This is a genomic window from Nocardioides sp. TF02-7 (genome assembly GCF_022437945.1).
Classification (GTDB): Bacteria; Actinomycetota; Actinomycetes; order Propionibacteriales; family Nocardioidaceae; genus Nocardioides.
This window is the reverse complement of record NZ_CP092535.1, coordinates 2,575,224-2,596,564: the sequence shown is the minus strand read 5'-3', so window position 1 is coordinate 2,596,564 and position 21,341 is coordinate 2,575,224. Positions and strand designations below refer to the sequence as shown.

Sequence of the window (21,341 nt, the reverse complement as noted above, 5' to 3'; positions counted from 1 at the left end):
CGACGGGAGTCCCCGACGTCGAGGCTTCGCGCGCCCCGGCCGCCTCCGACCGGTGGCGGCTCGCCGCCCTTGCGTCGATCACGACCGTCACCGCCGTCGTCAGCAGTCTCGGCGCGCCGCTGGTGCCGCAGATCGCGGAGACCCACGGGGTGCCGATCAGCACCGCCCAGTGGGCGCTGACCGTGACGTTGATCGCGGGCGCGGTGGCGACGCCTGTGCTCGGCAGGTGGGGCAGCGGTCGGCTCCGGCGGCCGGTCGTGCTGGGTGGCTTGGCGACGGTCTTCGTCGGCTCGGTGCTGTCGGCCCTGCCGATCGGGCTGGGCCCACTGGTCGCGGGCCGTGCGCTCCAGGGCGTCGGGCTGGCCCTCTTCCCGCTGGCGATCGCGGTGGCGAGGGATCTGTGGACCGGCCCGGTGCTCGTGTCCCGGCTCGCCCTGCTCTCGGTGACCACGGTCGCGGGCGCCGGGCTCGGCTACCCGGTGACCGCGGTGGTCGCGTCCGGCTTCGGCGTCGCCGGCGCCTACTGGTTCGGAGCCCTCCTCATCGGTCTCACGTTCGCGCTCGCGTTCCGGCACCTGCCCCGCAGCACGACCGGCGAGCGCCCGCAGCGGGTGGACCTCGCCGGCGCCGCGCTTCTGTCGGCCGGCACGGTCGCGCTGCTGCTCGCGATCAGCCAGGGCGACCGGGCCGGTTGGACGTCGTGGCCGATTCTCGGCTCGGCCGCCGCTGGAGTGGCGCTGCTCGTCGCGTGGGTGGCTTGGACTGCCGGACCGGCGCGCCGCCGGGGGCATCCGCTCGTAGACCTCCGCCTCGCCGCGCGCCGCGGCGTGGTCGGTCCCAACGCGGTGACCTTCGGGATCGGCCTCGGCATGTACGGGCTGCTTGCGCTGGTCGTCATCCTCGTCCAGGGCGACCCTCACAGCGACATCGGCCTGGGCCACGACGTGGCCGTGGTCGGCCTCGTCCTCGTGCCCTACGCGCTCCTCAGTGTCAGTGGCAACCGCCTCGCCCGCGTGGTGGCCGCGCGGTGGGGGCCCCACCTGCTGCTGCCGACCGGTTGCGCGGTGTTCGCCTCCGCGATGCTGCTGCTCGCCTTCGTGCACCACCACCTGTGGCAGGCGCTGTTGGTGATGGCTCTCGGCGGCCTCGGCAGCGGGTTCACGTTCTCCTCGCTGCCGATGCTGATCGTGCCGCACGTGCCGCGCGCCGAGACCGGCAGCGCGCTCGCCTTCAATCAGCTGCTGCGCTACCTGGGGTTCTCGGTCGGCTCCGCGGCCAGCGTCACGCTCCTGGACGCCTACGGCGGCGACGACGCGGCGTTCCGGGCCACCGCACTCACGCTCGCGTCGGTCTGCCTCGCGGCGGGCTGCGGCGTGCTGCGGCGCAAGCGCTCCTGACGGGAAGCTCAGCCCGCGAGCGCCAGCCGCTCCCCCGACACGCTGTCGAAGACGTGCACGGCCCGCGGGTCGGCGACCAGCCGGACCTCCTGGCCGGGGTGCAGCTGCTGGCGGCCCTCGAGGCGGGCGACGACCTGGGGCACGACCTCGCCGGGGCGCTCGGTCGCGTCGACGCCGGCGGGGGTGGCGTAGAGGAAGGCGTCGGCGCCGAGCTCCTCGACGACGGCGACCCGCACGGCGTACCCGGACTCGTGCGGGGCGGCGACGCGCCACGACTCCGGGCGGATGCCGAGGGTGACGGCGCCCGACGACGCGGCGGCGGCGGAGCGGTCGATCGGCAGCTCGAAGCCGTCGACGACGGCCGCGCCGTCGCCGGCAGTCGCGCCGGAGAGCAGGTTCATCGCCGGGGAGCCGATGAAGCCGGCGACGAACAGGTTGGCCGGCCGGTCGTAGAGCGCCAGCGGGGTGTCGACCTGCTGGAGGACGCCGCCCTTCATCACCGCCACGCGGTCGCCCATCGTCATCGCCTCCACCTGGTCGTGGGTGACGTAGACGGTCGTGACGCCCAGGCGCCGCTGCAGGGCGGCGATCTGGGTGCGGGTGGACACGCGCAGCTTGGCGTCGAGGTTCGACAGCGGCTCGTCCATGCAGAAGACCTGCGGCTTGCGCACGATGGCCCGCCCCATCGCGACCCGCTGCCGCTGGCCGCCGGACAGCGCCTTCGGCTTGCGGTCGAGCACCTCCTCGAGGTCGAGCAGCTTCGCGGCCTCGGCGACCCGCGCCCCGCCTCTCCGCCTTCCCGATCCCCGCGATCTTCAGGGCGAACGCCATGTTCTCCGCCACCGTGAGGTGCGGGTAGAGCGCATAGTTCTGAAACACCATCGCGATGTCGCGGTCCTTCGGCGGCACCCGGCTCACGTCGTCCTCACCGATGAACACCGCCCCGGAGGAGACGTCCTCCAAGCCGGCGAGCATCCGCAGCGACGTCGACTTCCCGCACCCCGAGGGGCCGACGAGCACCATGAACTCGCCGTCCTCGATCGTCAGGTTGAGGTCGGACACCGCGGGCCGGTCGGCCCCCGGGTAGACGTGCTCGGCGTGCTCGAACCGCACCTGCGCCATCGATTCTTCCTTCCTTCCGCACCGACCCGGCGGTCGGTCAGGGCTGTCGCCGCGCACACCGTACGACGGCCGTGCCGCCGCGTCTAGTGGAAGCGCTCTCATTCCTGACGCCGCAGCGTGCGCAGCGACATCCCCGCTGCAGAGCGGCCCTGTTGACAGTGCATGTGACGCGTGTCATCGTGACGTCCCGTCAAGAGTGGAAGCGCTCTCACACCCTTCCACCCACCGGATCACCCGATCCGCGACCTCAACGGCAGCACAACGGGCAGGAGCTTTCACCGTGCGCATCACCACCAACCGGCCGGCCTCCCGGCCGCACCTCCACCGTGGGCGGCTCGCCCTCGGTGCCGTCACCGCTCTCGTCCTCGGGCTCACCGCGGCCTGCGGCGACGACAGCGACCCGACCGCGTCCGCCGAGCAGAAGGCGCTGGGCGAGGGCGAGACCCTCACGATCACGACGTTCGGCGAGTTCGGCTACGACGAGCTCATCGAGGAGTGGAACGCCGAGAACCCCGACATCCAGGTCGAGCAGACCAAGGTCTCGCTCTGGGACGACTGGAAGAACGAGCTCAACACGCTCCTGCAGGCCAACGAGGGCCTCCCGGACGTCGTGGCGATCGAGGGCGACTTCATCCCGGCCCTGGTGGCCGCGCCCGACCGCTGGGTCGACCTCTCCTCCCCCGACGTCGAGGGCCGCTGGCTGGACTTCAAGGAGGACGCCGCCACCACGCCCGACGGCCAGCTCGTCGGCTACGCGACCGACGCCGGCCCGGAGGCGATCTGCTACCGCGCCGACCTCTTCGAGAAGGCGGGGCTGCCGACCGACCGCGAGGAGGTCGCCGAGCGGATGACCACGTGGGAGGACTACTACGCCCTCGGCGAGGAGTTCGTCGCCAACAGCGACGCGCAGTGGTACGACGCCTCCGGCTCGATCGCGCAGGCGATGCTCAACCAGGTCGAGTTCCCGTTCGAGGAGGCCGACAACACCGTCAACGTCGAGAACGACGAGCTCCGCGCCGTCTACGACACGGTCACCGGCAACGCCGAGAAGCTCTCCACCGGCGTCGCGCAGTGGAGCGACGACTGGACCGCCGGCTTCACCAACGACGGCTTCGCCACCGTCCCCTGCCCCGGCTGGATGCGCAGCAACATCCGCGACAACACCGGCGACCCCGCGCCGAAGGGCGTCGTGTGGGACATCGCCGACGTGTTCCCCGGTGGCGGCGGCAACTGGGGCGGCTCCTACCTCGCCGTGCCGAAGTCCTCGCCGCACCAGGAGGAGGCCAAGGAGCTCGCCGCGTGGCTGACCGCTCCGGAGCAGCAGATCCGGATCTTCGAGCAGTACGGCAACTTCCCGTCGCAGGCCCAGGCGCTGGAGGACTCGGCGCTCCTCGAGGCGTCCGACCCGTACTTCAACGACGCGCCGGTCGGCGAGATCTTCTCCAACCGGGCCAACGCGATCACGGTGCAGCCCTACCACGGCCCGCTCTACTCCGACATCCTCGGCAAGTTCCAGGAGGCGATCACCCGCGTCGACCAGGGCGGTGACCCGGACAAGTCGTGGGAGACCTTCGTGAACGAGGTCGAAGCGCTCCAGTGAGCACCCAGCTCGAGTCGCCCGCCGAGGCCGCGCCTGCCGCGGCCCCGGCGGGCGGCCCCCGCCTCGTCCGCCGGCAGCGGCTGTCCCGCTGGGACCTCAAGCTGTCGCCGTACCTCTACATCTCGCCGTTCTTCGTCCTGTTCGGCCTGGTCGGCCTGTTCCCGCTCCTCTACACCGGCTACCTGTCGGTGCACGACTGGGAGCGGCTCTACTACCAGCGCGGCGAGTTCGTCGGCCTGGAGAACTACCGGTTCGTCCTCACCGACCCGGTGTTCATCAAGTCGCTGGTCAACACCTTCAGCATCTTCGTGATGTCGTCGGTGCCGCAGGTGGTCGCCGCGGTGTGCATCGCCGCGCTGCTCGACACCCACCTGCGCGGGCGGACGTTCTGGCGGATGAGCGTGCTGCTGCCGTTCGTGGTCGCCCCGACCGCGGCGGTGCTGATCTTCGGCAGCCTCTTCGCCGACAAGTACGGCGTGATCAACGCGATGCTCGACGGTGTCGGGCTGGAGCCGATCCGCTGGCACGTCGACCGCTGGTGGAGCCACTTCGCGATCGCCGGCATGGTCAACTGGCGCTGGACCGGCTACAACGCGCTGATCTTCCTCGCCGCGATGCAGGCGGTGCCGCGCGACCTCTACGAGTCCGCCGCCCTCGACGGCGCCGGCCGGGTGCGGCAGTTCCTGTCGGTCACGCTGCCGATGATCCGGCCGACGATGATCTTCGTCATCGTCACCAGCACCATCGGCGGGCTGCAGATCTTCACCGAGCCGCGGCTGTTCGACGACACCCCGCAGCGCGAGGGCGGACCCGACCACCAGTACATGACCTCGACGCTCTACATCTACGTGAAGGGCATCGAGGACCAGTTCTACGGCCGCGCGTCGGCCGCCGCGTGGGTGCTGTTCCTGATCATCGTCGGGATCGCGCTGCTCAACTTCGCGATCACCCGCTACTTCACCCGGAGGTCCTCATGAACCGCCGGCCCGGGTTCGTGGTCTACGGCCTGCTCTCGGCCTTCGTGATCGGCAGCGCGCTGCCGCTCTACTGGTCGTTCGTCATCGGGTCGCACACGAAGGGCGACGCGAACTCGTTCCCGCCGCCGATCCTCCCCGGCGGGCACTTCCTGGAGAACGCCCAGCGGGTGCTCGACACCACCGAGTTCTGGACGGCGATGTTCAACAGCCTGCTCGTCTCGACGGCGTGCGGCCTGTCGGTGGTGCTGTTCTCCACCCTCGCCGGCTACTCGTTCGCCAAGCTCAGGTTCCGCGGCAGCAACGTGCTGATGGGCTTCGTGGTGATGACGATGGCGGTGCCGACCCAGCTCGCGATCGTCCCGCTGTTCATCCTGATGCGCGACTACGGCCTGCTCGACACCCTGGTGGCGGTCGCGCTGCCGACCCTGGTCACCGCGTTCGGCGTGTTCTTCATGCGCCAGTACCTCGTCGACGCCGTGCCCGACGAGCTGATCGAGGCCGCCCGGATGGACGGCTGCACGATGATCCGCACGTTCTGGACGGTCGCCGTACCCGCCGCCCGCCCGGCGATGGCGATCCTGTTCCTCTTCACGTTCATGACGGTCTGGACCGACTACATGTGGCCGTTGGTCGCCCTGCAGAAGACCGAGACCCTCCAGATCGCGCTCGACCGGCTGGCCCTCACCGGCCAGGGCCAGACGACGGACTACGCCCTCGTCCTCGCCGGTGCGGGGATGGCCACGGTCCCCCTCCTGATCCTGTTCGTCCTGTCGGGCCGCCAGCTGGTGACCGGCATCATGCAAGGAGCCGTCAAGGGATGACGACCACCCGACCGACCACGACCACCAGCTCCCCGGACCCGGCGACCGCCGTCGCGCGCGAGCGTCGGTTCCCCCCGGGCTTCCTCTGGGGGTCGGCGACGGCGGCGTACCAGATCGAGGGCGCCGCCGCCGAGGACGGCCGCAGCCCCTCGATCTGGGACACCTTCGCCTGGGTCCCCGGCGCCGTGATCGACGGCGACACCGGTGACGTGGCCTGCGACCACTACCACCGGATGCCCGACGACGTCGCGCTGATGTCGACGCTCAACCTCAACGCCTACCGGTTCTCCACGGCGTGGCCGCGGGTGCGGCCGGACGGCGGCGCACCCGACGAGCGCGGCATCGGGTTCTACTCGCGGCTGGTCGACGAGCTGCTGGGGCGCGACATCACGCCCTGGGTGACGCTCTACCACTGGGACCTGCCGCAGGCCCTCGAGGACGCCGGCGGGTGGACCAACCGCGACACGGCCTACCGGTTCGCCGAGTACGCCCTCTCCCTCTACGACGCCCTCGGCGACCGGGTGCCGTTCTGGACGACGATGAACGAGCCGTGGTGCTCGGCGTTCCTCGGCTACACCGGCGGCCAGCACGCGCCCGGCCGCCAGGAGGGCGTCGCCGGCGTCGTGGCGGCGCACCACCTGATGCTCGGTCACGGCCTCGTCGTCGACGAGCTCCGCCGCCGCGGCAGCACCGCGCAGCTCGGCATCACGCTCAACCTGACGGTGGCCGACCCGTTCGACCCGGCCGAGCCGGCCGACGTCGCCGCGGCGCACCGGGTGGACCACCTGTGGAACCGGATCTTCCTCGACCCGGTCCTGCGCGGCTCCTACGCGCAGGACCTCCACTCGATCACGGACGGCATGACCTGGCAGGGGAAGGCGTGGGAGGAGTTCGTCGACGACGGCGACCTCGCCCTCATCAGCACCCCGCTCGACGTGCTGGGCGTGAACTACTACCACGGCGACGGCGCCTCGGGGCGGCCCGCACCCGCAGGAGGACCTGCTGGGCTCGCGGATCCAGCACCCCGCCCGGCCGGTGCGGTCGCCGTACCCCGGCGGCGACGACATCACCTTCCCCCGCCGGGGCTACCCGGTGACCGGCCTCGACTGGGAGGTGCAGCCCGACGGGCTCACCCGGCTGCTGGTCCGCCTCCACGAGGAGTACGCCGCCCCGCCGATGTACATCACCGAGAACGGCGCGGCCTACGACGACGTGGTGGCGCCCGACGGCTCGGTCGACGACCCGGAGCGGTGGGCGTTCGTCCACGCCCACCTGGCCGCCGTGCACGACGCGATGGCCGCCGGTGTCGACGTACGCGGCTACTTCGCGTGGTCGCTGCTCGACAACTTCGAGTGGGCCTACGGCTACGGGCAGCGGTTCGGGCTGGTGCACGTCGACTACGCCACGCAGCGGCGGACGCCGAAGACCAGCGCGCTGCGGTACGCCGAGGTCGCGGCGACCTCGGTGCTCCCCGCGTCGCCGGGAGCCGTGGGGGACGGCCGGTAGCGTGCCGCGCGTGAGCCAACCGAGCGACCCCGGGACCGGGCCGGGGCAGGCGCCGACCCTCGACGAGGTCGCGCGCCTGGCCGGGGTGTCCCCGGGCGACCGCCTCCCGCGCGATCAACGGCGGGCAGCGGGTCTCCCCCGCTGCCCGGGCGGCGGTCGAGTCGGCGGTGCAGACGCTCGGCTACACGCCGAACCCGGCCGCGCGCAGCCTGGTGACGCGGCGTACGGACTCCGTCGGGCTGGTCGTGCCGGAGCCCGACGAACGGGTCTTCACCGACCCGTTCTTCGTGCACACGCTGCGGTCGGTCAACCGGGTGCTCGCGGCGCGCGACCTGCAGCTGGTGCTGCTGCTCGCGCGGCCCGGCGAGGAGGAGCGGCGGATGCTGCGCTACCTGCGCCGCCGCCACATCGACGGCGCGATCGTCGTGTCGCACCACTCCGCCGACCGCCTCGCCGAGCACCTCGCGTCGCTGGCCTTGCCGTCGGCCTTCGTCGGCCGTCCGTTCACCGGCGCCGACAAGGTCGCGTACGTCGACACCGACAACGCCGCCGGCGCCCGGCTCGCCACCGACCGGCTGATCGCCCGCGGGTGCCAGCGGATCGGCACCATCGCCGGGCCGGTCGACATGGCCGCCGGCATCGACCGGCTCGAGGGCTGGCGCGCGGCGATGCGGGCGGCCGGCCTCTCCGACGACGCGGTCGCCCACGGCGACTTCACCGAGCAGGGCGGAGCCGACGCGGCCGCCGAGCTCGTCGACCTCCACCCCGGCCTCGACGGCCTGTTCGTCGCCTCCGACCTGATGGCCACCGGCGCCCTCCGCGCCCTCGCCGCCGCCGGCAAGCAGGTGCCCGCCGACGTCGCCGTCATCGGCTACGACGACCTCGGCGTCGCCGAGCGCACCACCCCCCAGCTCACCACCATCCGCCAGCCCCCTCGGCCAGATGGCCGAGCAGGCCACCCGCCTGCTCCTCGAGCAGCTCGACGGCGAACGCCCCGCCCAGCCGGTGCGGGTGATCTTCCCGCCGACGCTGGTGGAGCGGGAGAGCGGGTAGGGGGTCGCGGTGGGGGGTCGGGGTTGCGGGGGTTTGGGGGGCCGCGGGACGTGAGGTTTCCCCGGCCGACCGGGGAAACCTCAACATGTCGGGCAAAGCAATGCCGGACAAGTGGAGGTTTCGCCCGTCACGTCGCCCGCTGCGTCATGCGCGACGGGCGAGCATGAGGTTGCGGATCCGCTGCGCGACGACGCCCGGCCGTTCGAGGTCGGCCCAGGTGATCCGGATGCAGCGCCACCCGGTCAGCTGGCAGATCAGGTCCTCCCGCCGCTTCTCGCGGAGGACCGCGTCCTCGATGCTCTCACCCGGCCGCCGGTGCTTGAGGTACTTCTCCCGGCCGTCGAACTCCAGGAACACCCCGTGCTCCGGCCACGCCATGTCGACCCGGCCGATCATCGTCCCGTTCTCGTCGAAGACCTCCACCTGCAGCTCCGGCTTGGGCAGCCCCTCGCGGAAGCAGAGCTGGCGGGCGAGGGTCTCCCCGACCGACTCCGAGAGCGGGTTGGCGAGCCGGAGCACGAGGTCGGTCTGGAGGGTCGCGGGCCAGCGCACCATGCGCTCGTAGCGGTCCGCGCAGCTGCTCGAAGGTCGTGGCGCCGCGGTTGAGGAAGTGGTCGGCGACGCAGACGCCCGCATCGACGCCCGCGACCGTGGTCACCTCGAGGACCGCCCGGGTCGGCGACATCACCTTGTGGACGCCGATCTCCACGACGTCGCCGTCGACGATCTCCCCACGGTGCTGCTGCACGCCGGCCTCCTTGCGCCCGGTGCGCTGGTCGACACGGGTCAGGTGCGCGTTGCCGAGGTCGAGCCCCCACAGCGGTCCCCGGTGCATCGCCACCGCCGAGGTGTGCGACGAGACGACCTCCGTGTTGGCCTGCCGCATCGCGGCACGCACCCGCAACCGGTAGCGCTCGGCCTTGTCGGCCCGCGCCCAGATCTCGCCGAAGGTGTAGGCACCATGGCGGACCCTCACCCAGTGACCGCTCCGCACCAGCTTGGCGATCGTCTGGTCGTGGTAGCCGAGCGCGAGGGCCTCGCGCCGCAAGAAGACGCCGTACGTCGTGCAGAGCGCCAACAGTCTGGGATCCATGCCCACGACGGTCCCGCCGCCCGCACCGCGCCGTAAAGACGGTTCAGGCGATCTGTGGATAACCCCGCGTGAAGTCGTCGGAGCCGCAGATCGACATGACGGGCAATCTCTCCACTTGTCGGGCAAAACTTTGCCCGACATGTTGAGGTTTCCCCGGTCGACCGGGGAAACCTCACGTCCCCGAACCCCCGAAATCCCCAGCCCAACCACCCCCCGCCCCACCCCGACCACCCCGACCCCCTACCCTCCGCCGGGTGAGCGAGCAGGAGATCACCATCCACCGCGACCGGCTGGGTGCGGGCGTCGTCGAGGTCACGTTCAACCGGCCGCACCGGCGCAACGCGTTCACCCGGGCGATGTACGGCGAGCTGCGGGCGTTGTGCGAGGAGCTGCGCGAGGACCGGTCGGTCGGGGTCCTGGTGCTGCGCGGCGCGGGTGGGAAGGCGTTCGCGGCGGGCAACGAGATCTCCGACTTCCTCGACACCGACGCGGTCGCCTACGAGAACTGGATCCGCGAGCTGCTCGAGATGCTGTTCGCGCTCCCCCAGGTCACGATCGCGGCGGTCGACGGTGTCTGCGTCGGCGGCGGGCTCGCGGTGGCCACGCACTGCGACCTCCGGGTCGCGACGGCGGCGAGCCGGTTCGGCTACCCGATCGCCCGCACGCTCGGCAACGCGCTCTCCGCGTCGATCGTCTACCGCTGTGCGGCGACGTTCGGCGAGTCGCTGACCCGCGAGATGCTGCTGGCCTCGCGCCTGGTCACCGCCGACCGGGCGTACGCCGTCGGCGCGGTCGCCGCGTGCGTCGACGACGCCGCGGCGCTCGATGCGGAGGTGGCGGCGCTCGCCGACGGCATCGGCCACGCCTCGCGGGTGACGCTGCGGGTCACGAAGGACCAGCTGCACCGCCGCGCGCTCGCCACGGAGGCGGCGCCGGCCGACGAGGAGGCGATGCTCACCGAGGTCTACAACGGCCCCGACTTCCGGGAGGGCGTGCGGGCGTTCCTCGCCAAGGAGAAGCCCGCCTTCGGCCGCGACTGACGCCCTTCACCCCCGCCGCGCCAACCCCCGCACCACCTCGCCCCGCCGGTCGCTGACGACGACCGCGGCGACGGCGCCGCCGAGGGCGCCGAAGAGGTGCCCCTGCCAGGAGATGCCGGGTTGGCCGGGGAGCACGCCGAGCAGCACGCCGCCGTAGACGACGAGCACGACGACGCCGAGGACGACCTCCCACAGCCGGCGGTTCACGATGCCGCGGATGGCGAGGTAGACGATCCACCCGAACACCAGCCCCGACGCGCCGATGTGCACCGAGTTCCCGCCTGCCACCAGCCAGGTCCCGATGCCGGCGACCAGCCAGATCACGGCGGTCGCGGCGAGCCCGCGGGCGATGCCGGACACCAGGGTGAGGAAGCCGAGCACCAGCACCGGCCCGGTGTTGGCGGAGAGGTGGTCCCACCCACCGTGCAGGAGCGGTGCGAGGAGGATGCCGAGCAGCCCCCTCGTCGGACCGCGGGCGGACGCCGTAGGAGTCGAGGCGGTTGTCGACGGCGACGTCGACGACCTCGATCACCCACAGCAGGGCGGTGAACCCCAGCACGACGCCGCCGGCCAGCTGCCACGCCGGCACGTCCCGGCCTCGAAGCTCCACGTCCTCAGTGTGCCGACCGGGTCAACCGGCCGACCAGCGGACGACCCAGTACTGCACGCCGTGGGGCGCCGCGTCGTAGGCCGCCTCCGCGACCTCCCCCGCCCCGCAGCAGGCCGCCGAGCTCGCGCAGCGCCGCGACGTCGGCCCACAGCTCGGCGGCCAGCCGCTCGTCGAGGGCCGCCAGGGCGGCCGGGTCGGGCGCGAGCAGCGCGGCCCCCACCGCGGCGTCGAAGGCCTCGGCGCGCTCGTCGAGGTGGCCCGGCGCCTTCTCGGTGCGCTTGGCGCTGCCGTTGCCGACGACGAGCACCCCGGTCTCCGCGTCGTCCACCACGGTCGCGCCCGCCTCGGCGACGAGGTGGGCGGCCACCCGCCCCCCGAGCGGCCCCGCGGCCACCACCCCGCACCCGCGGCCCGAGACCGGCCACGACCTGCCGGCACGCGGCCCGCAGGTCCGCGACCGGGTCGTCGAGCGAGGCGTGCTCGGGCAGCAGCGCCGGTACGCCGGGCACAAGCGCGATCACTGCAGCCCCCGGATCGCGCGGCGCGGGGGCCGTCGGCCGGCGATCGACCAGGTCATGTCGACGACCTGCCGGGTCTCGGCGACCTGGTGCACCCGGTAGATCCGGGCGCCGGCGAGGGCGCAGACGGCGGTGGCGGCCAGCGTGCCGAGCAGCCGCTCGCCGACGGGCAGGTCGAGGGTCTCGCCGACGAAGTCCTTGTTGGACAGCGACACCAGCACCGGCCAGCCGGTGGCGACCATCTCGTCGAGTCGGCGGGTGATCTCGAGGGAGTGGAAGGTGTTCTTGCCGAAGTCGTGGGCGGGGTCGATCACCACCGCCTCCGGCGCGACGCCGGCGGCCACGGCGCGCTCGGCGTAGGCGACGGTGTCGGCGATCGCCGCGGCGACCACGTCGTCGTACTCCACCCGGAACGGCCGGGTCCGTGGCGGCGCACCGCCGGTGTGGGTGCAGATGATCGCGGCGCCGTGCTCGGCCGCCACGTCGACCAGCTCGGGGTCCGCGCCGCCCCAGGCGTCGTTGAGCACGTCGGCGCCGGCCTCGCACACCGCGGCGCCCACCTCGGCGCGCCAGGTGTCGACCGAGATCACCAGGGAGGGGTACGCCGACCGCACCCGCGCCACGAAGTCGACCACGCGTGCCTTCTCCTCGGCGGCGGAGATCTCCACCCCGGGGGCGGCCTTGATGCCGCCGATGTCGACGATCTCGGCCCCCTGGCCGACGACCTCCGCGACCCGGTCGAAGGCCGCCTGCTCGTCCCAGGTCGCGCCCCTGTCGAAGAACGAGTCCGGCGTGCGGTTGACGATCGCCATCATCAGCGTGGCGTCGTCGGCGAACCGGTGCCGCCCCAGGCGCAGGGTCACAGCAGCCCCTCGGCGGGGGTGCGCTCGCCGACCGGCACCCGCCGGTCGCGCGGCTCCGGCCCGGGGAGGAACTGCCGCAGCACCACCGCGGCGTCATCACCCGCCTCGCCGCCACCGAGACCGCCACGACCGGAGACGCCCGCCCGTGCGAGAACCGCGGCCGCCACCTGCACCGCCATCTCGCCGAGGTCGAGCAGCGGCTGGTGTCCGTGCGCCCGGCGGCCGAGGTCGACCTGCGCGATCGCCTCCTCGCCGTGGCGCACGACGGTGTCGACCAGCGCGGCCACCTCGACGCCGTAGCCGGTCGGCACCGGCAGCGACGCGAAGTGCGACCGCCGTACGGCCCACTCCCCCGCCAGCGGCTGCACCAGTCCGGACAGCGCGGGGAACAGCAGCGACACCAGCGGCCGGGCGACCAGCTCGGTGACCCGGCCCCCCTCCAGCGGTCCGTGCTCGCCGGGCCGCTCGTAGAAACCCTTGACCAGCCGCACCTCCGGCCAGGTCAGCAGCGGGCCGACGAGGCCGGGCACGAAGTGGGTGTCCCAGTCGGTGAGGTCGGCGTCCATGAACACGACGAGGTCGCCGCTGGTGACGAACAGCGACTTCCACATCGCCTCGCCCCTTGCCGGGGTGTGTCCCGAGGTCGGGCCGCACCTGCGCCGAGCGGTGCACGCGAGCGCCGGCCGAGGCCGCGACGTCGTAGGTCGCGTCGGTGGAGTCGCTGTCGATCACGACGATCTCGTCGACGAGCGAGACCGTCTCCACCAGCCGCTCGCGCACCCGGGTCACGACGTCGCCCACCGTGCCCGCCTCGTTGCGTGCCGGCACGACGAGGCTGACGGTGGTGCCGCGCTTGGCCGCGAGCAGCTCCTCGAGCGACCAGTCGTCCCAGTGCGCGGTGCGGATCCCGGTCAAGGGACCACCTGGGCGGGCGCGGGCATGCCAGCGACACTACCGAGCCGTCCGACGCCGCCACGCCCGGCCCGACCGGCCGTGAACCGGAGGTTGTCAGAGTCCGAACTGCCAGGAGTGGGGAAGTTCGGTTCGGAATGCCGCGTCCGATCTTCCCCACTTCGGGAGCTTCGGCCGGTTTCTCGCCATCGATGCTGGGACCGTCGCGAGGATCGCTTGCGATCCGACGATGATGACCTCCGGCTGCTCGATGATCTGACAGGCCGTCCGGATCGCGTGCTCGAGCTGGTCGCGGCGCATCAGCGGGCTTCCTCGAGCACCTCGCGTCGCTGCTCCTGGGTGAGCAGCCCGGACATGGGAGACACCTCGCGCATCTCGATCGAGTCTCGGTCGAGCCCGGTCAACACCCGGTGCAGGCCGGGCAGGTCGCCACGCTCGACCAACCCCTCGCCAGCGCTCCAGGTTGCGTTCGTGTGGTTGACCGGTCACCGTCTGGCCGAGACGGTCGAGGTTGCGCTCGATCGTCGGACGCCAGTCGTCGAGGGTCCCGGCGGTGAGCAGGGTGGAGACCCGGCGATGCAGCCGCCAGGAACGATGCTCGGAGCGGGTCAGCTCGGGAACCACCGGTCGTCGCACGACCTCGAGCCGGAATCCCATGCAAGACAGGAGCCGGTCGAGCTGGTCGTCACTGATATCGACCTTCTCGGCCAGGAAGCCGCTGATGCTCGGCTGCCGCACTCCACTCAGTCGGGACAGGCTGGACTGAGTGGTGCCCGTTTCGAGCATCACCTTACGCAGCACGTCGCTCCGACTGGTCATGCCAGGAACTATAGCAGTTTGTGCTATATACGAGAGCGATCGCGCGGACACGCGCATCCGCCGTCAACCCGTGACTAACCGCGCCGCACCTGCGCATACTCGTCGGTAGCAAGCTCTCGGGACCGGTCCGGCACGACATGGGGAAAGTCCGGGGGCGGCAGATGCGCAGAGTTCGCAGGTGGGCACGGCGGGTGAGGTGCCGGGTGAAGTACGGCCGGATCTGCCCGCACGGCGGCTACCACGGCGGCCGGCGTCGTACGCCGACCCGCCGCGCGGGCGGCGCCCACGCCCGCCGTGTCTAGACCGCCGCTACCCCGTGTAACCCATTCCATGCCTGCCTCGTTGGGAGCACGTGCCGGTGCGGCGGGCGCCGGCGAACGTCCACGAGGCGACCTCCGAGGTGATGGTGTGGCGGCAGTTGTCGGGCACTCCCAGCCGGTCCTGACGCGTGCGGCGACGACGAGCCGGGCGCTCACGGTGCTGCCGGCCGTCGTCCTCTTCGCCGACGCGTTCGTCGTCTCGATGGTCACCGTGCTCGCCTCGGCGATCGGCGACGGCATGCCGTTCTTCGACCCCGACGTGACCGTCGACATCACCAACCGGGTCGCCGGGCCGGCGATCGCGGTCGGCTGGATCGTGATGATCGCGCTCGGCGGCGGCTACCGCCAGCAGGTGCTCGGCGGCGGCAGCGACGAGTACAAGCGGGTCCTCAACGCCAGCCTGGTCAGCACCGGCGTGCTCGCGCTCGGCCTGTTCCTCACCCAGGCCGGCCTGTCCCGCGGGTTCTTCGTCGCGCTGTTCGCGATCGGGCTGCCGAGCCTGCTGATGAGCCGGTGGTCGGTGCGGCGCGGCCTCCACCTGCTCCGCCTCCGCGGCCACCTCGAGGTGCCGGTGCTCGTCGCGGGCTCGCCGCGCCACGTCGACGAGATCTCCGTCGTGCTCTCCCGCGCCCCGTGGCTCGGCTACAAGGTCGTCGGCGCCCTGACGCCCGACGCGACCGACGCCACCGGCGGGCAGGTCACGCCCGGCGGGACCCCCGTCGTCGGCTCCACCGGCGACACCACCTCCGCCGCCCTGCGCACCGACGCCCAGCTGATCCTGTTCACCGCCGGCTGCTCGAGCTCCGGGGAGGAGCTGCGGCAGCGGGTGTGGGAGCTGGAGGAGCGGGGCGTCGGCGTCGTCGTGGCTCCCAGCGTCACCGGCATCGCGAGCGAGCGGGTGTCGTTCCGCCCGGTCGGCGGCCTCCCGCTGATGCACCTCGGCACGCCCGCCTGGGCCGAGGCCACCCGGCTCGGCAAGCGGCTCTTCGACGTCGCCGGCGCGCTCGCGCTGCTGCTCGTGCTCAGCCCGCTGCTCGCCTTCATCGCGCTGCGGATCAAGGTCCACGACCGCGGCCCGGTGCTCTTCCAGCAGGCCCGCGTCGGCCGGCGGGGCGAGCCGTTCCGCTGCGCGAAGTTCCGCACGATGGTGCCCGACGCCGAGGCCCGGCTGGCCGAGCTGCACGCCGCCACCGGCTACGAGCGGGGCCTGTTCAAGATGACCGACGACCCGCGGATCACCCGGCCCGGCCGGTGGCTGCGGCGGCACTCGCTCGACGAGCTCCCCCAGCTGTGGAACGTCGTCCGCGGCGACATGAGCCTCGTCGGCCCCCGCCCGCCGCTCCCCCACGAGGTGGCGACGTACGACGACGCCGCGCGGCGCCGCCTCCACGTCCGCCCCGGGATGACCGGCCTGTGGCAGGTCTCCGGCCGCTCCGACCTCCCCTGGGAGGACGCCGTCCGCCTCGACCTCTACTACGTCGACAACTGGTCGATGCTCCAGGACCTGCACATCCTGTTCCGCACCTTCGGAGCGGTGCTCCGCCCGCGCGGCGCGTATTGAATTGCGCTCGCTTCGCTCGCGCGGGTCGCGCTACTCGTAGCCGAGCACGGCCTTCCGCTTCTCCCCCCACGCCAGCGCGGAGGCGATCGCCTCGTCGAGCGTGTGCTCGGTGCGCCAGCCGAGCAGGCGCGCCGCCTTGTCGGCGTTCGCGAACGCCCCGACCGCGTCGCCGGGGCGCGGCGGCGCCTCCCGCACGGGCACCGGCTTGCCGACGACCCGCTCGACGGCGGCGACCAGCTCGCGCACGGTGACGCCGTCGCCGGCGCCGAGGTTGATGTAGGAGTAGGGCTTCTCCTCGGCGGCGATCACGGCGTCGAACTCCTCGACCGCCCGCACGTGCGCCCGGGCGAGGTCCCAGGCGTGGATGTAGTCGCGGATGCCGGTGCCGTCGCGGGTCGGCAGGTCGGTGCCGGTGATCGTGAAGACGTCGCGGAGCCCGAGCGCGGTCTGCGCGAGCAGCGGCACGACGTGGGTGGCGTCCTTGAGGTGGTAGCCGGTCTCGAGGTCGGGGTCGGTGCCGATCGGGTTGAAGTAGCGCAGGATGATCGCCCGCAGGTCGGTGGCGACCGCCATGTCCTCGAGCACCATCTCCATCATCCGCTTGGTGCGGGCGTAGGGGGAGGTCGGCTCGACCGGGTCGTCCTCGGTGACCTCGAACTCGGGCGTCAGCGCGTAGAGCGAGGCCGTCGAGGAGAACAGCAGCCGCGGCTTGCCGAGGGCGACCAGCTCGTCGAAGAGCTCGAGCGACTTCGCGACGTTGTCGCGGTAGTACTCGTAGGGCAGCTCGACCGACTCCGGCACCACGATCCGCGCGGCCATGTGGATCGTCGCGTCCAGGTCGGGGTGCTCGTCGACGATCCGCCGCAGCAGCGCCCGGTCGGCGATGTCGCCCTCGTAGAACGCGCGGCCGCCCACGAACTGCCGCGGGCCGCTGAGCAGCGAGTCGAGGACCACCGGGGTGTGCCCGGCCTCCTCCAGCGCCTTCGAGGTGACCGAACCGATGTAGCCGGCGCCGCCGGTGACCAGGACCTTCACACCGAGGAGGGTAGACGACGCCGCACCGGCGCCCGGGCGGGCCGCAGGACCGCATGGCCGCTACCGGCCGCGCTCCTCGGCGAGCAGGCCGCGCAGGTAGTCGCCGTAGCCGCTCGCGGTCAGCTGGTCGGCGAGCCGCGCGAGCTGGTCGTCGTCGATGTAGCCCATCCGCCAGGCGACCTCCTCCGGCGACCCGACCTTCATCCCCTGCCGCACCTCGAGCGCGCGCACGAAGTTGCCGGCGTCGTTGAGGTCGTCGAACGTCCCGGTGTCGAGCCACGCCGCCCCGCGCGGCAGCACCTCCACCCGCAGCCGGCCCTCGTCGAGGTAGGTGCGGTTGAGGTCGGTGATCTCCAGCTCGCCGCGCGCCGACGGCCGCAGCGCCTTGGCGCGGGCGACGACGTCGGCGTCGTAGAAGTAGAGGCCGGGCACGGCGTACGGGCTGCGCGGCCGGGCCGGCTTCTCCTCCAGCGACAGCGCCCTGCCGTCCGCGGCGATCTCGACGACGCCGTACGCCGACGGGTCGGCCACGCGGTAGCCGAAGACGACCGCGCCGTCGACGTCCTGGAACTGACGCAGCCGCGAGCCGAGCCCCGACCCGTAGAAGACGTTGTCGCCGAGCACGAGCGCGGCCGGTCCGCCGGCGAGGTGGTGCTCGCCGATGAGGAACGCCTGGGCCGGCCCGTCCGGCGAGGGCTGCACGGCGTAGTCGACGGAGATCCCGAAGTGGGCGCCGTCGCCGAGGAGCCGGCGGAACTGGTCGGACTCGTGCGGGTTGGTGATCACGAGGTAGTCGCGGATGCCGGCCAGCATCAGCGTCGACAGCGGGTAGTAGATCATCGGCTTGTCGTAGACCGGCGCCAGCTGCTTGCTGATCGCGAGCGTCACCGGGTGCAGCCGGCTGCCCGTGCCGCCGGCGAGGATGATCCCGCGCATGCCTCCCCGTTCGTCGCGTGCTCGCCCGGCGACGATGCCTACACTCGGCCGGTGCAGAGGATCCTGGTCACCGGCGGGGCCGGCTTCGTCGGCTCCGGCTTCGTGCACCATCTTGTCAGCCACACCGACGCCGTGGTGACCGTGCTCGACAAGCTCACCTACGCCGCGAGCCCCGAGGCGCTCGCGTCGCTCCCGGACGAGCGGGTGCGGCTGGTCGTCGGCGACGTCGCCGACGCAGCCCTCGTGGAGCCGCTCGTCGCGGAGCACGACACGGTCGTGCACTTCGCCGCGGAGTCCCACAACGACAACGCGCTGCGCGACCCGGCGCCGTTCGTGCACACCAACCTGGTCGGCACCTTCACCCTCCTGGAGGCGGTGCGGAAGGCCGACGCCAGGCTGCACCACGTCTCCACCGACGAGGTCTTCGGCGACCTGGCGCTCGACGACCGGGCGCGGTTCACCGAGGACTCGCCCTACCGGCCGAGCAGCCCGTACTCCGCGTCGAAGGCCGGCTCCGACCACCTGGTGCGCGCGTGGGTGCGCAGCTTCGGCGTGCGGGCGACGATCTCGGGCTGCTCCAACAACTACGGTCCGTGGCAGCACGTGGAGAAGTTCGTGCCGCGGCAGGTCACCAACGTCCTCCTCGGCGCCCGCCCCCGGCTCTACGGCAACGGCGAGCACGTCCGCGACTGGATCCACACCGACGACCACAGCTCCGCCGTCCTGGCGATCCTCGAGCGCGGCCGCATCGGCGAGACCTTCCTCATCGGCGCCGACGGGGAGCGCTCGAACCTCGACGTGGTGCGCACCATCCTGCGGCTCATGGGCCGCCCCGAGGACGACATCGACCACGTCGCCGACCGTCCGGGCCACGACCTGCGCTACGCCATCGACGCGAGCCGCCTGCGCACCGAGCTCGGCTGGACCCCCCGCTACGCCGACCTCGAGGAGGGCCTGGCGCACACCATCGCCTGGTACGACCAGCACCAGGACTGGTGGCGCCCGCGCAAGGACGCCGTCGAGACGGCGTACGCCGCCGAGGGCCGCTGACCAGGTCGAGTAGGCACTTTCTCCCCGTCGAGTAGGCACTTCTCAACGGCGAGAAAGCCCCTTCTCGACCTCGAGGAAGTCCCTACTCGACGAGGGGAGCGGGCGCCGGCGACGGCCTCGCAGCGCCCGTAGTCGTCCTCGAGGCGGCAGATGTCGTCCTCGCCGGTGTAGGAGCCGTGCTGGACCTCGATGATGATCAGCTGCTCGGCGTGGGCGTTGGTGATCCGGTGGGCCTGGCCGACGGCGACGTTGACGGACTCGGCGACCTCGAGGACGAGGGTGCGGCCCTCGATCACGCAGGTGGCCGTGCCGGAGACCACGGTCCAGTGCTCGGCCCGGTGCTCGTGGGTCTGGTACGACAGCCGGCAGCCCGGCTCGACCACGATCCGCTTCACCTTGAAGCCGTCGCCCTCGTCGAGCACCTGCCACGAGCCCCACGGGCGAACTGCGCTGTCACCGATCATGAGTCAGCTCCTGGACGTCCTCGTCCGGGCCCCCGTCGTCCCCGGGCGCCCGTCTGACCACCCTAAACGAACGGCGTCCGGGGAAGGTACGGATCGATCTGCGTACCCAGAACGGGCGACGTACGCCGGCCGCGCGCGGTCAGCGGCGGCGCAGGTTGGCGAGCGCGGGCCGGACGTCGGCGAGGAAGACGAGGGCGGCGATCGTCATCGCGAGGTTGACGATGCCGAGCGGCAGCGGCGCGAGGTGGATGACGACGGCGAGGCCGAGGATCAGGCACCAGGTGGCCTTGTTGAGCTTGTCGGCGGCGCTGTAGGCCTCGGCGGAGTAGACCAGGCCGAGCGCGAACGCGTAGATCTTGGCGACGAGCAGCACCCAGGCGATCGCGACGGTGATCCACAGCTCGGGCAGCGTGACCGGCGGCGCCCAGCCGTGACCGGCGAACATGATCGCGAACTCCATGGTGGGTCGATCCTACGGCCCGTTCGCGGGCCGCGGCGTACGACGGCCCCGGGAGCGCCCCGGGGCCGTCGCCAGGCCGTCGTCAGGTCGTCGTACGCCCGTCAGCCGGCGGTCTTCTCCGCGGCCGGCGCCTTCTTCGCAGCGGGCGCCTTCTTCGCGGTCGTCTTCTTCGCGGCCGGCGCCTTCTTGGCAGCGGCCTTCTTCGCCGGAGCCTTCTTCGCCGGCGCCTTGGTCGGCGCCTTCTCCGGGGCCTTCTTCGTCACCTCGACCGGGGCGACCTCGCCCTTGCGGATCCGGGCGACGACGCTCTTGCCGTGCTGGGCCAGGTCGGCGTAGGTGGCGGTCGCGGTGGCGACGTTGGCGTCGACCTTGGTGCGCACGGTGGTCTGCACCTTGGCAGGCAGCGCGCGGGCGTCGGCCTGCAGGTCGACGAGGCGGGCCTCGAACCGCTCGCGGCGCTCCACGAGCGTCGCGACGGCCTTGTCGACGGCCTTGGCGGGCAGGGCGGGCAGCGCCTTCGGCTCGGGGAGGCGCTTGACGCTCTTCTGCGCGTCGGTGAGCCGGGCCTGCACGTCGGCGGCGTAGCCGCGCACCTTGGTCACGGCGCGGTCGGTCGCGCCGAGGCCGGCGTAGAGCGGCGTGGTGGCGGCGGGCGGGAGCTCGGGGAGCTCCACGCTCTTGAGCTTGACGTCGAACTTGGGCATGGGTGGTTGCACCTTCCGTCGGTGATGCGTGGTGGTCAGTGGACGCGGGCGGCCGGCGCCTCGTCGCCGTCGTCCCCGCTGTCCCCCGTCGTCCTCGGCGCCGGGCGACGCGGGTGCGTCGGCGGCGTTGAGGGCGAGGAACGAGGCGTAGACGTCGAGCAGCGACTGCTTCTGCCGCTCGGTGAGGCCGGTGTCGCCGAGGATGGCGAGCTCGACCGAGCCGCCGACGCCGTCGTCGGGGCTGACGATCCCGGCCTGGATGTAGAGCTGCTCCGCCGAGATCCGCAGCGCCTTCGCGATCTGCTGGAGCACCTCGGCGGACGGCTTCCGGAGCCCGCGCTCGATCTGGCTGAGGTAGGGGTTGGAGACGCCGGTCTGCTCGGCGAGCTGCCGCAGCGACAGCTTCGCCTGCGTGCGCTGGTCGCGGAGGTAGTCACCGAGCGTGCCGACGGTCTTGCCGACCTTTCCCTTGGCCATACC

General features: G+C 72.4%; 21 protein-coding genes and 3 pseudogenes. 10 read left to right on the top strand and 14 right to left on the bottom strand.

Annotation, left to right across the window (positions count from 1 at the left end):
* Window positions 1–77 precede the first annotated feature (77 nt).
* Window positions 78–1,397 (top strand): MFS transporter, encoded by a 1,320-nt coding sequence (locus tag MF408_RS13350; RefSeq protein WP_275693470.1) that lies wholly within the window; start codon window positions 78–80, stop codon window positions 1,395–1,397.
* A gap of 8 nt (window positions 1,398–1,405) precedes the next feature.
* Here the strand turns inward: MF408_RS13350 and ugpC are convergent.
* Window positions 1,406–2,519: pseudogene (gene ugpC, locus MF408_RS13345) on the bottom strand (sn-glycerol-3-phosphate ABC transporter ATP-binding protein UgpC).
* A gap of 280 nt (window positions 2,520–2,799) precedes the next feature.
* Here ugpC and MF408_RS13340 point away from each other — a divergent pair.
* From MF408_RS13340 to MF408_RS13320, 6 genes and pseudogenes are all read left to right on the top strand, one after another.
* Window positions 2,800–4,119, top strand: a complete 1,320-nt coding sequence (locus MF408_RS13340; protein WP_240248110.1) for an ABC transporter substrate-binding protein — start codon at window positions 2,800–2,802, stop codon at window positions 4,117–4,119.
* Window positions 4,116–5,096 (top strand): sugar ABC transporter permease, encoded by a 981-nt coding sequence (locus MF408_RS13335; RefSeq protein ID WP_240248109.1) that lies wholly within the window; start codon window positions 4,116–4,118, stop codon window positions 5,094–5,096. Before MF408_RS13340 ends, MF408_RS13335 begins: the two co-directional genes overlap by 4 nt.
* Window positions 5,093–5,917, top strand: coding sequence for a carbohydrate ABC transporter permease (locus tag MF408_RS13330; RefSeq protein ID WP_240248108.1), 825 nt, complete (start codon window positions 5,093–5,095; stop codon window positions 5,915–5,917). The genes MF408_RS13335 and MF408_RS13330 overlap by 4 nt, the downstream gene beginning before the upstream one ends.
* Window positions 5,914–6,822 (top strand): annotated as a pseudogene (locus tag MF408_RS25435) (family 1 glycosylhydrolase); the annotation flags it as partial. The gene MF408_RS13330 and the pseudogene MF408_RS25435, both read left to right, overlap by 4 nt.
* 130 nt (window positions 6,823–6,952) lie before the next feature.
* A complete protein-coding gene (locus MF408_RS25430; protein ID WP_345893947.1) occupies window positions 6,953–7,423 on the top strand; it encodes a family 1 glycosylhydrolase in 471 nt (156 codons plus the stop codon).
* Between the two features lie 167 nt (window positions 7,424–7,590).
* Window positions 7,591–8,643 carry a LacI family DNA-binding transcriptional regulator gene (locus MF408_RS13320; RefSeq protein WP_240248107.1) on the top strand — a complete coding sequence of 351 codons (1,053 nt, stop codon included), beginning with the start codon at window positions 7,591–7,593 and terminating at the stop codon, window positions 8,641–8,643.
* Here MF408_RS13320 and MF408_RS13315 read toward each other — a convergent pair.
* The gene (locus MF408_RS13315) at window positions 8,621–8,833 is read right to left on the bottom strand and encodes a hypothetical protein (protein ID WP_240248106.1); all 213 of its coding nucleotides are present in this window, start codon (window positions 8,831–8,833) and stop codon (window positions 8,621–8,623) included. The genes MF408_RS13320 and MF408_RS13315 overlap by 23 nt on opposite strands.
* On the bottom strand, window positions 8,778–9,569 hold the full coding sequence (locus MF408_RS13310) for a type IV toxin-antitoxin system AbiEi family antitoxin domain-containing protein (protein WP_240248105.1): 792 nt from the start codon (window positions 9,567–9,569) through the stop codon (window positions 8,778–8,780). The genes MF408_RS13315 and MF408_RS13310 overlap by 56 nt, the downstream gene beginning before the upstream one ends.
* Window positions 9,570–9,823: 254 nt before the next feature.
* Here MF408_RS13310 and MF408_RS13305 point away from each other — a divergent pair, with 254 nt between their 5' ends.
* Window positions 9,824–10,609: an enoyl-CoA hydratase-related protein gene (locus MF408_RS13305; RefSeq protein WP_240248104.1), complete on the top strand. Its 786-nt coding sequence runs from the start codon at window positions 9,824–9,826 to the stop codon at window positions 10,607–10,609.
* Window positions 10,610–10,615: 6 nt separating this feature from the next.
* On the opposite strand, the gene MF408_RS13300 is transcribed toward MF408_RS13305, so the two are convergent.
* The 6 genes and pseudogenes from MF408_RS13300 to MF408_RS13275 form a co-directional block, all read right to left on the bottom strand.
* On the bottom strand, window positions 10,616–11,038 hold the full coding sequence (locus MF408_RS13300; protein WP_240251914.1) for a rhomboid family intramembrane serine protease: 423 nt from the start codon (window positions 11,036–11,038) through the stop codon (window positions 10,616–10,618).
* 185 nt (window positions 11,039–11,223) lie between these two features.
* The gene (locus tag MF408_RS13295) at window positions 11,224–11,586 is read right to left on the bottom strand and encodes a hypothetical protein (RefSeq protein ID WP_240248103.1); all 363 of its coding nucleotides are present in this window, start codon (window positions 11,584–11,586) and stop codon (window positions 11,224–11,226) included.
* Between the two features lie 150 nt (window positions 11,587–11,736).
* Window positions 11,737–12,600 carry a dihydropteroate synthase gene (gene folP, locus MF408_RS13290; RefSeq protein WP_240248102.1) on the bottom strand — a complete coding sequence of 288 codons (864 nt, stop codon included), beginning with the start codon at window positions 12,598–12,600 and terminating at the stop codon, window positions 11,737–11,739.
* A complete protein-coding gene (locus MF408_RS13285) occupies window positions 12,597–13,211 on the bottom strand; it encodes a hypothetical protein (RefSeq protein ID WP_240252177.1) in 615 nt (204 codons plus the stop codon). Before MF408_RS13285 ends, folP begins: the two co-directional genes overlap by 4 nt.
* A 118-nt stretch (window positions 13,212–13,329) precedes the next feature.
* Window positions 13,330–13,380 (bottom strand): annotated as a pseudogene (locus tag MF408_RS26915) (hypothetical protein); the annotation flags it as partial.
* A 228-nt stretch (window positions 13,381–13,608) separates the two neighbouring features.
* Window positions 13,609–14,313, bottom strand: a complete 705-nt coding sequence (locus tag MF408_RS13275; RefSeq protein WP_240248101.1) for a helix-turn-helix transcriptional regulator — start codon at window positions 14,311–14,313, stop codon at window positions 13,609–13,611.
* Between the two features lie 426 nt (window positions 14,314–14,739).
* On the opposite strand from MF408_RS13275, the gene MF408_RS13270 reads away from it, so the two are divergent.
* The gene (locus tag MF408_RS13270; RefSeq protein WP_240248100.1) at window positions 14,740–16,212 is read left to right on the top strand and encodes a sugar transferase; all 1,473 of its coding nucleotides are present in this window, start codon (window positions 14,740–14,742) and stop codon (window positions 16,210–16,212) included.
* A 30-nt stretch (window positions 16,213–16,242) separates the two neighbouring features.
* Here MF408_RS13270 and galE read toward each other — a convergent pair whose 3' ends face one another.
* On the bottom strand, window positions 16,243–17,247 hold the full coding sequence (gene galE, locus MF408_RS13265) for a UDP-glucose 4-epimerase GalE (RefSeq protein WP_240248099.1): 1,005 nt from the start codon (window positions 17,245–17,247) through the stop codon (window positions 16,243–16,245).
* Between the two features lie 60 nt (window positions 17,248–17,307).
* Window positions 17,308–18,183, bottom strand: a complete 876-nt coding sequence (rfbA, locus tag MF408_RS13260; RefSeq protein ID WP_240248098.1) for a glucose-1-phosphate thymidylyltransferase RfbA — start codon at window positions 18,181–18,183, stop codon at window positions 17,308–17,310.
* Window positions 18,184–18,234: 51 nt separating this feature from the next.
* On the opposite strand from rfbA, the gene rfbB reads away from it, so the two are divergent.
* Entirely contained in the window at window positions 18,235–19,233 is a 999-nt protein-coding gene (gene rfbB, locus MF408_RS13255) for a dTDP-glucose 4,6-dehydratase (protein ID WP_240248097.1), read from the top strand.
* On the opposite strand, the gene MF408_RS13250 is transcribed toward rfbB, so the two are convergent.
* From MF408_RS13250 to MF408_RS25425, 3 genes are all read right to left on the bottom strand, one after another.
* Entirely contained in the window at window positions 19,116–19,697 is a 582-nt protein-coding gene (locus tag MF408_RS13250; RefSeq protein ID WP_240248096.1) for a phosphomannose isomerase type II C-terminal cupin domain, read from the bottom strand. The genes rfbB and MF408_RS13250 overlap by 118 nt on opposite strands.
* A 139-nt stretch (window positions 19,698–19,836) precedes the next feature.
* Window positions 19,837–20,157, bottom strand: a complete 321-nt coding sequence (locus MF408_RS13245; protein WP_240248095.1) for a DUF2516 family protein — start codon at window positions 20,155–20,157, stop codon at window positions 19,837–19,839.
* 101 nt (window positions 20,158–20,258) lie between these two features.
* Window positions 20,259–21,338 carry a helix-turn-helix transcriptional regulator gene (locus MF408_RS25425; protein ID WP_275693157.1) on the bottom strand — a complete coding sequence of 360 codons (1,080 nt, stop codon included), beginning with the start codon at window positions 21,336–21,338 and terminating at the stop codon, window positions 20,259–20,261.
* Window positions 21,339–21,341 lie beyond the last annotated feature (3 nt).